Annotated in this window: 13 protein-coding genes; 10 read left to right on the top strand and 3 right to left on the bottom strand. The window is 68.2% G+C overall.

What is annotated here, in order from left to right; translation table 11 throughout:
• Positions 1 to 56: 56 nt before the first annotated feature.
• A complete protein-coding gene (locus ACIBG5_RS07010; protein WP_396390578.1) occupies positions 57 to 497 on the top strand; it encodes an Lrp/AsnC family transcriptional regulator in 441 nt (146 codons plus the stop codon).
• Here ACIBG5_RS07010 and ACIBG5_RS07005 read toward each other — a convergent pair.
• Positions 470 to 1,318: an alpha/beta fold hydrolase gene (locus tag ACIBG5_RS07005; RefSeq protein WP_396390577.1), complete on the bottom strand. Its 849-nt coding sequence runs from the start codon at positions 1,316 to 1,318 to the stop codon at positions 470 to 472. The genes ACIBG5_RS07010 and ACIBG5_RS07005 overlap by 28 nt on opposite strands.
• Positions 1,319 to 1,450: 132 nt before the next feature.
• Here ACIBG5_RS07005 and ACIBG5_RS07000 point away from each other — a divergent pair, with 132 nt between their 5' ends.
• From ACIBG5_RS07000 to ACIBG5_RS06990, 3 genes are read left to right on the top strand one after another with little or no spacing between them, the layout of a single operon-like run.
• On the top strand, positions 1,451 to 2,305 hold the full coding sequence (locus tag ACIBG5_RS07000) for a helix-turn-helix transcriptional regulator (protein ID WP_396390575.1): 855 nt from the start codon (positions 1,451 to 1,453) through the stop codon (positions 2,303 to 2,305).
• Between the two features lie 30 nt (positions 2,306 to 2,335).
• Positions 2,336 to 3,019, top strand: coding sequence for an HAD family hydrolase (locus ACIBG5_RS06995; protein WP_396390574.1), 684 nt, complete (start codon positions 2,336 to 2,338; stop codon positions 3,017 to 3,019).
• Positions 2,944 to 3,762, top strand: a complete 819-nt coding sequence (locus ACIBG5_RS06990) for an HAD family hydrolase (RefSeq protein ID WP_396390572.1) — start codon at positions 2,944 to 2,946, stop codon at positions 3,760 to 3,762. Before ACIBG5_RS06995 ends, ACIBG5_RS06990 begins: the two co-directional genes overlap by 76 nt.
• A gap of 60 nt (positions 3,763 to 3,822) precedes the next feature.
• On the opposite strand, the gene ACIBG5_RS06985 is transcribed toward ACIBG5_RS06990, so the two are convergent.
• Both ACIBG5_RS06985 and ACIBG5_RS06980 read right to left on the bottom strand, forming a co-directional pair.
• The gene (locus tag ACIBG5_RS06985) at positions 3,823 to 5,493 is read right to left on the bottom strand and encodes a hypothetical protein (RefSeq protein ID WP_396390571.1); all 1,671 of its coding nucleotides are present in this window, start codon (positions 5,491 to 5,493) and stop codon (positions 3,823 to 3,825) included.
• 171 nt (positions 5,494 to 5,664) lie between these two features.
• Entirely contained in the window at positions 5,665 to 7,140 is a 1,476-nt protein-coding gene (locus ACIBG5_RS06980) for a KamA family radical SAM protein (RefSeq protein WP_396390570.1), read from the bottom strand.
• A gap of 143 nt (positions 7,141 to 7,283) precedes the next feature.
• On the opposite strand from ACIBG5_RS06980, the gene ACIBG5_RS06975 reads away from it, so the two are divergent.
• The 6 genes from ACIBG5_RS06975 (at position 7,284) to lnt (ending at position 14,796) form a co-directional block, all read left to right on the top strand.
• A complete protein-coding gene (locus tag ACIBG5_RS06975) occupies positions 7,284 to 8,327 on the top strand; it encodes an L-erythro-3,5-diaminohexanoate dehydrogenase (protein WP_396390569.1) in 1,044 nt (347 codons plus the stop codon).
• A 3-nt stretch (positions 8,328 to 8,330) separates the two neighbouring features.
• On the top strand, positions 8,331 to 9,914 hold the full coding sequence (locus ACIBG5_RS06970; RefSeq protein WP_396390568.1) for an amidohydrolase: 1,584 nt from the start codon (positions 8,331 to 8,333) through the stop codon (positions 9,912 to 9,914).
• Positions 9,914 to 11,491, top strand: a complete 1,578-nt coding sequence (locus ACIBG5_RS06965; protein WP_396390567.1) for a lysine 5,6-aminomutase subunit alpha — start codon at positions 9,914 to 9,916, stop codon at positions 11,489 to 11,491. Before ACIBG5_RS06970 ends, ACIBG5_RS06965 begins: the two co-directional genes overlap by 1 nt.
• Positions 11,488 to 12,240: an OAM dimerization domain-containing protein gene (locus ACIBG5_RS06960; protein WP_360457889.1), complete on the top strand. Its 753-nt coding sequence runs from the start codon at positions 11,488 to 11,490 to the stop codon at positions 12,238 to 12,240. The genes ACIBG5_RS06965 and ACIBG5_RS06960 overlap by 4 nt, the downstream gene beginning before the upstream one ends.
• Positions 12,241 to 12,630, top strand: a complete 390-nt coding sequence (locus ACIBG5_RS06955; protein WP_396390564.1) for a hotdog domain-containing protein — start codon at positions 12,241 to 12,243, stop codon at positions 12,628 to 12,630.
• Between the two features lie 600 nt (positions 12,631 to 13,230).
• On the top strand, positions 13,231 to 14,796 hold the full coding sequence (gene lnt, locus ACIBG5_RS06950) for an apolipoprotein N-acyltransferase (protein WP_396390563.1): 1,566 nt from the start codon (positions 13,231 to 13,233) through the stop codon (positions 14,794 to 14,796).
• Positions 14,797 to 14,840 lie beyond the last annotated feature (44 nt).

The raw sequence follows: 14,840 nt of genomic DNA, 5'->3' as shown, positions 1-14,840 counted from the left end.
CTCAGCCATGGGGCGATGCTTTCATGCCAGGGTGCCGCGGCAGTAGGGTCTCCAGGATGGAGGACCTGGACCGCAAGATCGTCGGGCTGCTTGCCAGTGACGGCAGGATGAGCTTCACCGACCTCGGCAAGGCGACCGGCCTGTCCACGTCGGCGGTGCACCAGCGGGTCAAGCGGCTCGAGCAACGCGGCATCATCCAGGGGTACGCCGCCACCGTCGACCACACCGCGCTCGACCTGCCGCTGACCGCGCTGATCTCGATCCGCCCGATCGACCCGTCCCAGCCCGACGACTCACCCGAACGCCTCCGCGACGTCGCCGAGATCGAGTCCTGCTACTCCGTCGCCGGCGACTCCAGCTACATCCTCGTCGTCCGGGTCGCCTCCCCGGTCGCCCTCGAAAACCTCCTGGCCACCATCCGGGGCCGAGCCAATGTCTCCACCACAACCACCATCGTCCTCAGCACCCCCTACGAACGCCGCCCCCCAGCCCTCTGACCCATCTCCGCCGCCTGCTGGGTGAGGACCTGGTGGAGTCGCTCCGCGGTGGCTCGGGGGTGGAAGGTGTAGGCGTTGTGAGCGCCCGGGAACGGCTCGCAGGGGACTCCGAGGTGTTCGGCGAGGAGTCTGGCGCACTTGTTCGGCCAGATGTGGGTCGAGTCCTGGCCGGCTGCGGGGACCACGCGGGCGGGGGAGTTCTTGAGGTCGGTGAGATTGACGGTGTAGGCGCGAATGGCTGGGGTGTCGTGGGTCAGGAGCACCGCTGCGTTCGGGAAATGGTCGGGGCCGGGGGTCCGCAGGGGGTTGTCGGGTTCGCGGTCGGTCGGGTCGATGTCGAGGAACTTCGCGAACCAGCGGAGGGCAGGAGCGACCCCTTTCGTTGTGAAGATTTCCTCGACTGTGAGGAAGTCCTGGATGGCGGCGGCGCGCTCCGCGGCCGGTAGCAGTTGGGTGACGGGGGCTTCATGGGCGACGACCACGCCGACCTGATCGGGATGCCTGGTGGTGAGTTCCAGCGCGATCAGGCCGCCGAAGCTGCTGCCATAGACGTACGCCGGTTCTGTGGTGACGGTGGCGAGCAGGAGGGACAGGTCGTCGGCGTGCGTGGCCAGCGTCAGCGCGGGGGTGTCGGTGGTGCTACCGGACAGGCCTCGGCGGGCGTAGGTGAGGACGGTGTACCTGTCGGACAGGTGGGTTGCGAGCGCTTCGGTCGCGCCGGCGTCCCCATGACCTCCGGAGATGAGGACGAGCAGGGGGCCTGAACCACGGACGAAGTGGTGCAGTCGGGCGCCGGGGACTTCCAGTACGGATTCCTTCATGAAACAGCCTTCCTCGTTAGGACCGGACAGGCGTCGACTATGCATCCGCCGTCGGCGGCTCGGGAGAGGAGCGGTTTGCCTAGGATCAGCGGTCCGAGGATGCGTTGGGCGAACGGTGGTATCACTGTCGCTATGGGGATGCACCGCGACGACCTCGCCGACTTCCTGCGCCGGTCCCGGGAGCGGCTGTCTCCGCGCGACGTGGGGCTGGTCGAGGGACCGAGGCGTCGTACGCCGGGACTCCGCCGCGAGGAGGTCTCGCAGTTGGCGGGCATGTCGGCCGACTACCTCATGCGGCTGGAGCAGGGCAGGAGCCCGCAGCCCTCGGTTCAGATGCTGGCCGCGCTGGCCCGCGCGCTGCGGCTGACGGCCGATGAGCGGGACCATCTATACCTGCTCGCTGGGCAGCAGCCGCCGGAGGGAGCACGGGCCGGGGAGTACCTCGCGCCGAGCATGCTCTACATCCTCGACCGGCTGGACAGCGTTCCGGTCCAGGTCTTGAGCGACCTCGGCGACCTGCTGGCGCAGAACGATATGGCGCTGGCGTTGTTCGGGTGCGTGTGCGACGTGGCCCACGAGGACCGCAACATCGTGCTGCGCTGGTTCACCGAGCCCGACGTGCGAAGTCACTTCGCGGCCGAGGAGCGCGAAGAGCAGGCCCGGCAGTTGGTCGCGGATCTGCGCGCCGCAGCGGCCCGCCGCGGGAACGACGAAGCCTCCCGCACCCTAGTCACGCGACTCCGCGCCGCCAGCCCCGAGTTCGCGGCACTCTGGGACCGGCACGAGGTCGCCGTACGCAGATCACATCCGTACCGGCTGAACCATCCGGACCTCGGCAGGATCGAGTTCGACTGCGAGGTACTGGCGACACCCGCCGCAGACCAGCGACTACGAGTCTTCACCCCGCCACCGGGCCACGCCGACACCCTGGACCTGCTGCGCACACTCGGCCCACAGCACCGGTGCGACGCTGCTGCCGGGCAGTAGCTCGTAGGCGGGCTGTCGTAGGGTGCCGCTGTGCGGCACATTCTCTTACTGGATCTGTTCAGCACTCTGGTGCCTGGTGGGGACGGTGAGCGGGGGCTGGTGCATCGGGAGATTGCCGACGTGCTGGGAGTCGAGGCCGGCGCCTTCGCGAGCGAGTTCGATGCGACGGCGTACGAGCGGTTCACCGGGGCGTACGGCGACCTGCCTAGCACGCTCCGGGTGATCGCAGCCAGGTGTGGCGCCGCGCCGACGGACCCTCAAGTGCGGGAGGCAACGAACCTGCGGCAGGCGCTGTCCCGGAAGCTCTTGATGGCGGTGCCTGACGACACGCTGAGGACCTTGGCCGAATTCACAGCAGCCGGATGGCGGATCGGGTTGGTCAGTAACGTGACGGCAGAGACTCAGCTGCAGTGGGCCGGCTGCCCCCTCGAGCCGTATTTCGAGGCCACGGCGTTCTCCGCCGAGGTCGGTGCCGCCAAGCCGGAGCCAGAGATCTACTTGACCGCCTGCGCCGCGCTCGACGTCGAACCGGCCGAGTGCATCTACGTCGGCGACGGGCGAGACAACGAACTACGTGCGGCCGCGGAACTCGGCATGTACGTGATTCGGACGACTGAGCATTCTGACAGCGACCCATCGTGGTCCGGGCCGACGGTCACCACGTTCGCGGAGCTTCGGGAGCTGATCGGTCAGACGAACTCGAGGCCGGCGTGAGAACCGTCAGGTCGGATCACGGGGATAGGTCGCGGGGCACGCGTCGGGCTCTCCTGGTCGATCTGTTCAGCACGTTGGTTGCTGATCGGGAGGCGGAGGATCTTGGGGTTGCGGGGGTGCTGGGGGTTGAGGGGGAGGCGTTCGGGCGGGAGCTGGAGGCGGTGGCGTACGAGCGGTTCACCGGGGCGTACGGCGATGTGGGAAACACGCTGCGGGTGGTAGCGGGGCGGTGTGGAGGTGCGCCTGGTGAGGAACAGGTGCGAGAGGCAACGGAATTGCGGCGAAGGTACGTGCGGCGGTTGCTGCATGCGGTGCCGGAGGGGACCGTCAGGACGTTGGGTGGACTGAAGGGGGCTGGGTGGCGGATCGGGCTGGTCAGTGACGCGACTGCGGAGACGCCGCTCGAGTGGGCCGACGGTCCGCTCGCGTCGTACTTCGAGGTGACCGCGTTCTCGGCCGAGGTGGGCGCTGTGAAGCCGGATCCGAAGATGTATCTGACGGCCTGTCACGCGCTGGAGGTCGAGCCCGGCGAGTGCGTGTACGTCGGCGACGGTGGGTACGGCGAACTCCCAGCGGCTGCTGCGCTCGGCATGTACGCGATCCGGACCACCGAGCACGCCGACAGCGCCCCGTCCTGGACCGGCCCGACGATCACCTCCTTCACCGACCTCCCCGCGCTGATCGCCGGGAGTGGGCCGCCAGCGGACCGTGGACAGGGTTTGGGGACCGCGGACACGGAATAACCTGTTCACGGTCCCCAGAAGGTGTTCACGGTCACGGCAAGGAACCGAGCCCGCGAGGGGCTAGTAGCCGCCGGCGGTGAGGAGTTGGGACTCGTGCGAGAGGATCCGCATCTTGCCCTTGCCCTTCGGCGGGATCAGGACGGCGACGTCGTGCATGCTCTCGCTGGTGAGGGCGTTGTAGTACTTCGCCGTCGGCGGGCTGAAGGCGATCGAGGCCCCGGAGGCCCAGTTGAAGTTGTAGCCCTGGCCGACCTGGAGCACGTAGTGCTCGGTGAGCGTCATGAAGACCAGGGCCGAGCCCGACGTGGTCTGGAAGGCGACCGGTGCTTCGGTGCTGCTGAAGGTGTAGCTGATCGCGTGATAGATCTGCGGCTGTTTGACCGCCCGCGCCTTGTCGTCGGAGATGTCCTTCAGCACCGCGCTGATGTCGGCGTTTGGAGCGAACGACGCAGCCCGCGGTGACTTGGCTCCGGCGTTCAGGTACTCCGTCAGAGCCTTCACGGCCGCCGGTGGCGCGGCGATCAGCTTCGCCGAGTCGGCAGCGGTGATCGGCCGCACACCGGCCAGATCCGGCAGCTTGACCGTGGTCTTCGGAGCCGCCGCGAAGGTGAGGAGCCACGGGCTGCCCGCGGTCTTGCGTTCCCAGACGCCGAGTTGCCGGTAGTCCTTGGTGTCGGAGATGCCTGCCGTCGCGACGAACCGCATCGGGTAACCGCCGTACTCGGGCGCGCCGACCACAGGCTTGGTGTAGGTGAAGGGCTTGCTGACGTCCTTGCCGGCCTTGTCGAGGGCGCGGTCGATCGCGTAGCCGGCCTGGCTCTCGCGCACCAGGTTGCCGCCCTCGACGGTCGCGATCAGCCTGTCGTCACGGCGCTTGTTGGCCGCGTTGTTGACCTCGTTGTAGTGCTTGATGACGGCGGCCGCCGTCTCGCTGGTGATCGCCGGCCGAGTCAGAGCGTCGACAGTGTTGGTCTGAGGGATCGCGGAGCAGCCGCTCACCAACGCCAGCACCCCGGTGACCGCCGCCACTCTGCGGACGGGTCCTACCTGACTGGGCTGCCGCGGCGCAGGCGCCTCGGCCTCACCCTGCGCGGTGACGGGCGGAGCGGGTGTGGACGTACGACGGCGCCGGAACAGCACCATGAAGATGCCCAGGGCAAGCAGCACCAGACCGCTCAGGAACACGATCAGGCAAGTGACGAAGGCGTTCGGGATCTCGATGCCCAGATCGGCCTGTACGTCGGGTGCGGTCTTCCCGTCAGCGCTCATGATCACCACGGAGTACGGGCCGTCCTCGATCTTCCAGGCCAGCTTCTGAGTGCCGGGCCCTGTTGCCTTCGCGACCCACCAGTCGAGAGTGCCGGGCGCCGCGAGGGGACCCGCGGTGCCCTTGACCTCCTCGGTCTTGAGCGTGGCCGGGTACTCCACCTGCACCAGTTCGGTATGAGCGATGTTCTTGAGATAGCTGGCGGTGTCGAACCCGCGGGCGACACCGACGAAGACCGGCTTGCCGGCCGTCGAGCGGACGTCCACGTGCAGGACGGGACCGTGCCGGTCGAGCATCGTCGGAGCACTGACGATGGCCAGACCCTTGCTGGTCAGATGCTGTTCACCGGCGTGGACCGTGTTGTCCGGGCCGACGAGCCAGAAGGCGGCTGCGCCTCCGGCGACGGCAACGATCAGACCGAGCAGGGCGATCAGGACACCAAGAATTGAGCGGATGACCCGCACACGCACTCCCGAGATCGCGGCATGCCCCAGACATGCCGGACGATTGACGACCCCAGATGCTAGCGGTTGAGCAGTGCAACACCGGCCCGAGACCGGGTCGGTTGCAGGAAAGTTGCAGGACGCCCCCGGTGCCACCCCCTGCATTGGTGGCACCGAAGGCGGGATCGGGTGTCAGTTGATCTGCAAGAGCTTCTGCGACTCGGCGGCGGCGCGGGAGGCGGCGGCGTGCTTCTCGGCTTCGGCGAGGGAGGTGCCGGCGTGCTGCCGCCACCAGTCCTGGCCCTCGGCCGGAAGGGTGTTGATCGGGTCGTAGTACTCGTAGGTGCGGTTGAGCGCCTCGGGATCCTGGTGCTCGATGCCGGTGCGGTAGTTCTTCTTCCAGTACGAGATGCCGCGGACCTCGTCGTACTCCGACAACTGGTGCACCCACCGCTTGCCGACGTACGGGACGTCGCAGACGATGCGTGGGGTGGCGAAGCCGGGGAGGTAGCCGAGGATGCCGTGCTGCAGGTGCTGCGCGTCGCGGACCGAGACCCGCCAGTGCTCCGAGAACGGGATCATGTCGCACATGTAGAAGTAGTACGGCGTGATGGTCGCGCCGTCGAGCAGCGCGAAGCACAGGTCGAGCAGCTGCGGCACCGAGTCGTTCACGCCGCGCATCAGCACGCCCTGGTTCCGGACGTCGCGCAGACCCGCCTCGAACATCGCCTTCGTTGCCTCGGCCACCAAAGGCGTCACCGACTGGGCCGCGTTCACGTGCGTGTGCATGGCGATCATGACGCCGCGCTGCCGCGCGATCGACGCCACCCGCTCGACGCCGGCCCGGACATCGTCCGACAGCCAGTGCTGCGGCATGCCCATCAGGGCCTTCGTTGCCAGCCGGATATCGCGGATGTTCTCGATCTCGAGCAGGCTGGTGAGGAACGACTCCAGCCGCGGCCACGGCATGTTCGCCACGTCGCCACCGGACACGACGACGTCCCGGACACCCGGCGTACGCCGCAGGTAGTCGAGCATGTCGTCGAGACGGGTCTGCGGCTTCGTGGTGAACTTCAGCTTGTCGATGACCGGGGTCGAGTTGCCGACCAGGTCCATCCGGGTGCAGTGACCGCAGTACTGCGGGCACGTCGGCAGGATCTCCGCAAGGACCTTGGTCGGGTAGCGGTGGGTCAACCCCTCTGTGGCCCACATCTCGTGCTCGTGCAACGAGTCCCGGGTCGCGTGCGGATGCGACGGCCAGTCGGTACGGCGGTCACTGAACACCGGCAGCATGTAGCGCCGGACCGGATCGGCGTAGAACGCCTCGGTGTAGTCGGAGGCTCCGGCCGGCACGATCGTGTTCAGCATCTGCGGCGGTAGCAGCATCGACATGGTGGCGCGCTCGGCCTGGTCCCGGGTCAGGTCCTCGTACAACCGCTCCTCGAGCAGGTCGCCCATCACGCCGCGCAGTTGCTTGACGTTCTTCACACAGTGCGCCCGCTGCCACTGCACCGACCTCCACTCCTCGGCCGTCACGTCCTTCCAGCCGGGCAGCCGGGTCCAGTCCGGCTCCACCAGCTCGGCCCGACGGTACGCGTACGGCTGGCCCGCGAGATCGCGCTCGCTGGGCTCCGGGACGCCCAGCTCCGGGCTGATCAGGTCGGTCACAAGTCCTCCGGGGGGCTTCAGGGGTAGTGCGGTCTCATGTGAGGATAGCGATAGAACTTCCCTTCAATACAACAGTACGCCGCAAGAATTCTCGTCAAGAGCTGGTTTGAGTAGTATTTTGCCTGATCTCTCAAGGAGGCCCCGTGTCGTCGAGCCCGGTAGGACTGCACCGCGTACTCGCGCCGTCCGGCGTGTTGCCGCAGGCGGCGGACAAGCTCGACGCACGCCCTGAGATCTGGCCTGACGAGGTGCGGATCGCGGTCGAGCGGCTGAATCTCGACGCCGCGTCGTACCGCCAGTTGGCCGAAGCGCACGGCGGCGACGGTACGGCGATCCGCCGCGCCGTGCTCGACATCATCGGGGCCCGAGGCAAGATGCAGAACCCGGTCACCGGCTCCGGCGGAATGCTGGTCGGCGTGGTCGACGAGGCCGGCCCGGAGTCGCCGCTCGGCGTGCGCAAGGGCGACCGGGTCGCCACGCTCGTCTCCCTGACGCTCACCCCGCTGCAGATCACCGACGAGCTTGCGAGCTGGGACGGCAGGAGCGAGCAGGTCCCGGCGCAGGGACACGCGATCCTGTTCGCCCGGTCGATCGTCGCGAAGCTGCCTGACGACCTGAAACCCGAGCTTTCGCTGGCCGTCATGGACGTCTGCGGAGCGCCCGCCCTGACCGCCCGCGTGGTCCGCGAGTATGTCGACAAAGGCACAAAGCCTGTCGTGTCAGTAATTGGCGGCGCAGGCAAAAGTGGATCGCTCTCGCTGGCCGCCGCACGGCAGGCCGGCGCAGCGCGCACCATCGGGATCGTGCCCGTCGAATCCGAGAAGGACCGGCTGACCGCCGCGGGTCTGGCCGATGCCGTCGCGCTGGCCGACGCGCGGGACCCGGTGGCCCTGGCCACAGCCGTCGAGGAGGCCGGGGGACCGGCGGACATCACCGTCGTCTGCGTCGACGTACCGGGCTGCGAGCACGGCGCCGTCTTGTCGACGGCGGCTCGTGGCACGGTGATCTTCTTCTCCATGGCGACGTCGTTCTCCGCTGCCGCGCTGGGTGCGGAGGGCCTGGCCGCGGACGTCACGATGCTCGTCGGCAACGGCTACGTGCCCGGGCATGCCGACTACGCGCTGGAGCTCTTGCGGACCGAACCGGGTGTCCGGGGTCTGTTCGAGAGCAGGCTGGCGGAGGATTAGTTCGTGCGCACACTTCTGACGAACGGTTCCGTCTACTCACCCGCCGACCCGCATGCCACCGCGATCGCCTTCGACGACGGCGTGGTGACCTGGCTCGGTGACGACACCGGCGCGGGCTCGTACGCCGACGGCGCCGACGAGGTGATCGACCTCGACGGCAAGCTGGTCACGCCGTCCTTCGTCGACGCCCACGTCCACACCGCCCAGACCGGCGCACTGCTGACCGGGCTGGACCTCGCCGGCACCACCTCGCTGACCGAAGCCCTCGACCGCCTCGCCGCCTTCGCCGCGGATCTTCCGGCGGACGCAGTGATCGACGGGGCCGGCTGGGACGAGACGAAGTGGCCCGAGGGTCGCCCGCCGACGGCCGAGGAGCTGGACCGGGCCGCCGCGGGCCGCCGGGTGTATCTGTCCCGCATCGACGGTCACTCCGGCGTGATCTCGTCGGCATTGGTGCCCGCGGCAACAGGCGACGGGTACGACGCCACCGGCCGGGTCGAGCGCGACGCGCATCACGCGGTCCGTGACGCACTCAGTGAACTGATCGGGCCGGACCAGCGGCGCAAGGACATCGAGGCCGCGCTGACGGCGATGGCGTCGAAGGGGATCGGGGCGTTCCACGAGATGGCCGCCCCACACATCGGCCCGCTGTGGGAGCTTCCGCTCGTACGCGAGGTCGCAGACCAGCTCGGTCTGTCGGCAACGCTGTACTGGGGTGAGCCCGGCGTCTTCGAGCACATCGCGACGTACAACCTGGCGGGTCTTGCGGGGGACCTGAACGCGGACGGCGCCCTCGGCTCGCGGACAGCTGCGTTGCGGGAGGCGTACGCCGACCGCGCGGACCACCGCGGTCACGCCTACCTGACGCCGGAGCAGATCGCCGAGCACGTGATCGCGTGCACCGAGCGGAATGTGCAGGCCGGCTTCCACTGCATCGGCGACCAGGCGCTCGACAACATCGTCCGCGGCTTCCAGTTGGCCGCCGAGAAGGTCGGCGTCCAGGCGCTGGTGGCCGCGCGGCATCGGCTCGAGCATGTCGAGATGGTCGACGAGGCCGCGATCGCAATCCTCGCGCAGTGCGGAGTGGTCGCCAGCGTCCAGCCGATGTTCGACGCGTTGTGGGGCGGCCCGGACGGAATGTACGCCGAGCGGGTAGGCGAGCGGTGGCGGGGGATGAACCCGTTCGGTTCGCTGGCGCGGGCGGGCGTCGTACTGGCGTTCGGTTCGGACTCGCCGGTGACCGAGCTTGGAGGCTGGGACGCCGTGCGGGCGGCCGCGTTCCACCACGAGAAGGCCGAGCGGATGACCGTGCGGTCCGCGTTCCAGGCCCACACTCGCGGTGGCTGGCGGGCGGCCGGGATCGACGACGCCGGTGTCCTCGCGCCCGGTACAGCGGCGACGTACGCGATCTGGCAGAGCGACGCGGACCTGGTCGTGCAGACGCCGGACGAGCGCGTCGCTGCCTGGTCCACGGATCCGCGGGCCGGTGTGCCCGTGCTGCCGGACCTCAGTGAGGGAACGCCTACGTGCTTGCGGACCGCCGTCGGCGGCCGCGTGGTTTATGAAGCTGAAGGATGGTCCCAGTAATGGTCGGTGTGACGCGTGCGGAGAAGAAGCTCGACCTTGATCCGGTCACCGTCCGGAAGGCTCGCAGCCTGGCCCGCAAGGCAGGCCGGCCGATCGTCAACCTGGCGCGGCAGCACACGACGGTCTCGGTCGAGCGAGCTGTACTGCGCTTAGCCGGACTGACCGGCGCGGACACCGAAGGCATCCCCTGGGTCAACCGGCTCGCGGACACGGTGCGTGCGGACGTCGGCCTGGAGCACGGACTCGCGCTGCCCGTGTGGGATGCACTGGTCCGGGGCGAGGCGGAGGACCTGGCCGTCCTCGCGCAGAAGGCCGCATCCGGCTCGGTGACGTTCCGGTTGCCCGAGGGACGGGACGCCGTACGGGCACAGGCCGCGGCGCGGAAGGCCGCCGCGGCCGGAATGAAACGGATCGACGGACGGCGGCGGGAGCGGGACCGGCTGATCAAGCGGCACGGTGACCCCGAGCAGCGGCCGTGGATCTACCTCATCGTTGCGACCGGCGACATCTACGAGGACATCCCGCAGGCGCAGGCGGCGGCTCGCGCCGGCGCTGACATCATCGCGGTGATCCGGTCGACCGGGCAGTCGCTGCTCGACTACGTGCCCGAAGGGGCGACGCGCGAGGGCTTCGCGGGCACCTACGCGACGCAGGAGAACTTCCGGCTGATGCGAGCCGCCCTCGACGAGTCGTCGAAGGAGCTCGGCCGCTACATCCGGCTGACGAACTACGCGTCCGGACTGTGCATGCCGGAGATCGCAACCCTGGCCGGACTGCAGCGCCTCGACATGATGCTGAACGACTCCATGTACGGGATCCTGTTCCGCGACATCAATCCGATCCGGACCTTCGTCGACCAGCGGTTCAGCCGGCAGATCCACGCCCGGGCCGGGATCATCATCAACACCGGCGAGGACAACTACCTGACCACCGCGGACGCGGTCGAGGCCGCGCACACGGTGACCGTCTCGCAACTGCTGAACGAGTATTTCGCCAAAGAGGCCGGCCTGCAGGACTGGCAGCTCGGCCTCGGGCACGCGTTCGAGATCAACCCGGATCTGCCGGACTCGTTCCGGCTCGAGCTGGCGCACGCGATGCTGGCCCGGCAATTGTTCCCGGACGCGCCGCTGAAGTGGATGCCGCCGACGCGGCACATGACCGGTGACGTGTTCCGTGGGTACCTGCTGGACGGATTCTTCAACCTGGTCGGCGCGATGACAGGCCAGGGCATCCTGCTGGTCGGGATGATGACCGAGGCCGTGGTGACTCCGTGGATCTCGGACCGGGACCTGGCGCTGCAGAACGTCCGTTACGTGTTGGGGGCCGCAGGCAACCTTCACGAGGACTTCCGTCCCGCTCCGGACGGTTTCATCGCTCAGCGCGCCCGGCAGGTGCTGGGGGAGTCGGTCGAACTGCTGGAGGAGATCGTCGACGACGGCCTGCTGAACGCGATCGGCGATGGCACCTTCGGCCTGATGAAGCGCCCCCAGGACGCCGGCCGCGGCCTCGAGGGCGTCGCTCGCAGATCGCCGGAGTACTACAACCCGGCGACCGAGCTGTTGGAGGAGGACCAGTGAGCATCATCCGGCCGTACGGCGACACCACCGGGGACGGCATGGTGCAGCTGTCGTTCACCCTGCCGGTCCCGCACGACAAGCGGGCCGAGGGAGCCGCCGTACAACTCGCGAACAAGATGGGTATGGATCCGGCGCTGGTCGTGCACGCCAAGGCGATGGGGCCGGACTTCACCTTCTTCGTGGTGTACGGACCGGTGAACCACCTCGTCGACACGTCCAAGGTCGAGGTGATCGAGCGCGACTACCCGCTGCTGTCGCCGAAGGAGGTGAACCTCGCGATCCGGAAGAACCTGCGCCGCCGGCTCACTGTGGTCGGCGCCTGCATCGGCACCGACGCGCACACCGTCGGCATCGACGCGATCATGAACATCAAGGGGTTCGCGGGGGAGAAGGGGCTGGAGTACTACCGCGAGCTGAAGGTGGTCAACCTCGGCGCTCAGGTCGCCGTGCCGGAGTTGGTCCGGCGGGCCAGGGCGGAGAAGGCGGACGCGATCCTGGTCTCGCAGGTGGTCACCCAGCGCGAGGCGCATGTGCTGAACACCAAGGAGATGTCGGCCGCGTTCCGGGAGGCGTACGCCGAGGACGCGCGGCCGGTGCTGGTTGCCGGCGGCCCCCGTTTCACCGAGCAGATGGCGGGCGACCTCGGCGTGGACCGCGTCTTCGGTCGCGGCACCACACCGGGCGAGGTGGCCAGCTACCTGGTCGATGCACTGGTGACGAAGCGAGTCCCTGCGAAGAGGAGTGCATAGGTGTCAAAGGCAACTATCGGCCAGAGTGCGACGCATCGGCGCTATGTGCCCTACAGCCATGCGCACTACGCCGGCAACCTCGTCGACGGTGCGTACGTGCTCGGACTGTTCGGCGACGTCGCGACCGAGGTGTGCATCCAGGCCGACGGCGACGAGGGCTTGTTCGCGTCGTACTCCGATGTGCAGTTCCTGCAGCCGTTGCGGGCCGGTGACGTTGTGGAGGTGACGGCGACGATCAGCCGGGTCGGGAACCGCAGCCGTGAGATCGAGTTCAGTGCGTCGGTGATCTGCCGCGGCCGGCCGGACGTGTCGGAGTCGGCGGCCGAGGTGCTGCCGGAACCGCTTGTGATCACGCGCGCAAAGGGAACCGTCGTCGTACCGGTTGAGTGACGAATAGTTGCCCAGGGTAACGATCACGTGGAGTGCCGAGACGGCTCTGTAACGTGACCTCGCTGAAATTCCCTCGTTTTTCCAGTAAGTGCGGGCGAATGTGTTACAACGGCCTCAAGGAGCCGCTGGAGAGGTTGACACCGTCGCCGTCAGCGAGCATCGTTTTGGGAGTCGTCATATCCCGTTTTATCAACGGTCACACGAAGTTCGGCCACCGGATGATCCCGCGACGCTGACCAGGCCAGTGCCAGGCCTGAGTCGACGGGGGCAGAGATCGCCGGTGGTTAGCCCCCCGCGGGGCAGAGGTGGAAGAGGCTCGGCGGCCAGTAGACAACAGCCGGACGGTTCGCAGCCAGTGGTCCGACGGTTGGTCCGAAGGAGCGCCGAGCCTCTTTCCTTGTGCCTGGGGCCGGACCGTATCCACGGTGATCGACGACCCTTCGACTTCTGAGGTCTTTCACTTCCTCGCACTCTGCTGATCTCCCTTCACTTTCCGCGATCGCTGCTTGTTGGCTACTGACCGGATACATTGGCGTGTCCGGAACGTTGTACGGTCGTGCGACCGGCGTCGGCCGGGCCGTGAGGACAAGGGGATACCGCGTGGACCGTTTGAAGGCTCTGGGACGCGTCCTGCCGAGGGTTGCGGTGGCCGTCGGTGCCGGCGCCCTGCTCGGCCTGGCCTTCGAACCGCACGACCATCCCTGGCTGACGATCATCGCCGTACCGCTCTTCCTGGCCGCGCTGAACGGCGCCTCGGCCAAGGCCGGCTTCCTGATCGGCGCCGGCTTCGGCATCACGTACTACGCGGTCCTGGTTCCCTGGCTCACGGTCATCGGTGGGGATGCCGCGATCGCGCTGGCCATCCTCGAAGGGCTGTTCTATGCGGTCTTCGGGTTGTTCGCGACGCAGGTGCTGAAACTCAAGCTGTGGATGCTGTGGATTCCGTGCATGTGGGTCGCGACCGAGTTCGCGGCCGCTTCCGTTCCGTTCGGCGGCTTCCCGTGGGGACGGCTCGCGTGGGCGCTCTCGGACTCCCCGGTCGGCAGGCTGGCATCATTCGTCGGCATCCCGGGCCTGAGCTTCGTCGTCGCGCTGCTCGGAGTCCTCGTGTACGCCGTACTGCGGTTGAAGAGCAGCGTGCGGCTCCGGATCGTCGCGCTGGTCGCGGGAGTGGCGATCGTCGGTGGCAGCTCGCTGATCACGCTGTCGACCGAGGGCAACGGCAAGACCGTGACGGCGGCGATGGTGCAGGGCAACGTGCCAGGCAAGGGACTGGAGTTCCTCGGCCGCGCCCGGACCGTCACGCGCAACCACCTGGCCGCGACGCTCGACCTGCAGAAGCGGGTCGAGGAGGGCACCGAGGCGAAGCCGGACGTGGTGATCTGGCCGGAGAACTCGACCGACATCGACCCGTTCCAGGACTCCGAGACCAGGGCCGACATCGAGGAGGCGGTCAAGGCCGTCGGCGTACCGATCCTGGTCGGCGCAGTCCTGGACGGCCCGGGCCCGAACGAGCGGCAGACCACCGGCGTCGTCTGGGACCCGGTCAGCGGACCCGGCCAGATCTACGCCAAGCGGCACCCGGTGCCCTTCGGTGAGTACATTCCCTTCCGCGACCAGTTGCTGCCGTACATCAAGCGCCTCGAGATGATCGGCCGGCAGACGGCTCCCGGCAAGGTCCCCGGCGTGATGCCGATCCGCGGCGTCACGTACGGCGATGTGATCTGCTTCGAGCTCGCCTACGACAACGTGATCTCGGACGTGGTCAAGGGCGGTGCCCAGGTCCTGGTGGTGCAGACGAACAACGCGACGTACGGCGACACCGGGCAGCCCGAGCAGCAGTTCGCGATCACCCGGATGCGGGCGATCGAGACCGGCCGGACCGTGCTGATCGCGTCGACCAGCGGGATCTCCGGCGTGATCCAGCCGAACGGCAAGGTCGAGCACAAGTCTGGGCAGTTCGTCCGCGACGTGTACGTAGCGAATGTGCCGATCCGGGACACGGAGACGCTGGCGATCAAGCTCGGCGGCTGGCCGCAGTGGATCCTGACCGGCCTCGGCATCGTCGGCATCGCGCTGGCCCTGGTGGCCCGCCGCCGGCGGCGTGACGACGGGCCGGACACCCCGCCCTCGCCGACGCGGAGCCGTGAGAAGGTTCCGGCCTGAGCCTTGCACTTCCCCGGTGCGCAACACTGGAGGGAATCGCCGGA

Origin of the sequence: Kribbella sp. NPDC050241 (assembly GCF_044459685.1) — a bacterium.
Taxonomy (GTDB): domain Bacteria; phylum Actinomycetota; class Actinomycetes; order Propionibacteriales; family Kribbellaceae; genus Kribbella.
This window is presented reverse-complemented; position numbering and strand designations above follow the sequence as displayed.

Excerpts from the sequence above, each read along its gene's own strand:
- ACIBG5_RS07000 (WP_396390575.1), top strand. The coding sequence starts at position 1,451 with ATGGGGATGCACCGCGACGACCTCGCCGACTTCCTGCGCCGGTCCCGG.
- ACIBG5_RS07010 (WP_396390578.1), top strand. The coding sequence starts at position 57 with ATGGAGGACCTGGACCGCAAGATCGTCGGGCTGCTTGCCAGTGACGGC.
- ACIBG5_RS06965 (WP_396390567.1), top strand. The coding sequence starts at position 9,914 with ATGGTCGGTGTGACGCGTGCGGAGAAGAAGCTCGACCTTGATCCGGTC.
- ACIBG5_RS07005 (WP_396390577.1), bottom strand. The coding sequence starts at position 1,318 with ATGAAGGAATCCGTACTGGAAGTCCCCGGCGCCCGACTGCACCACTTC.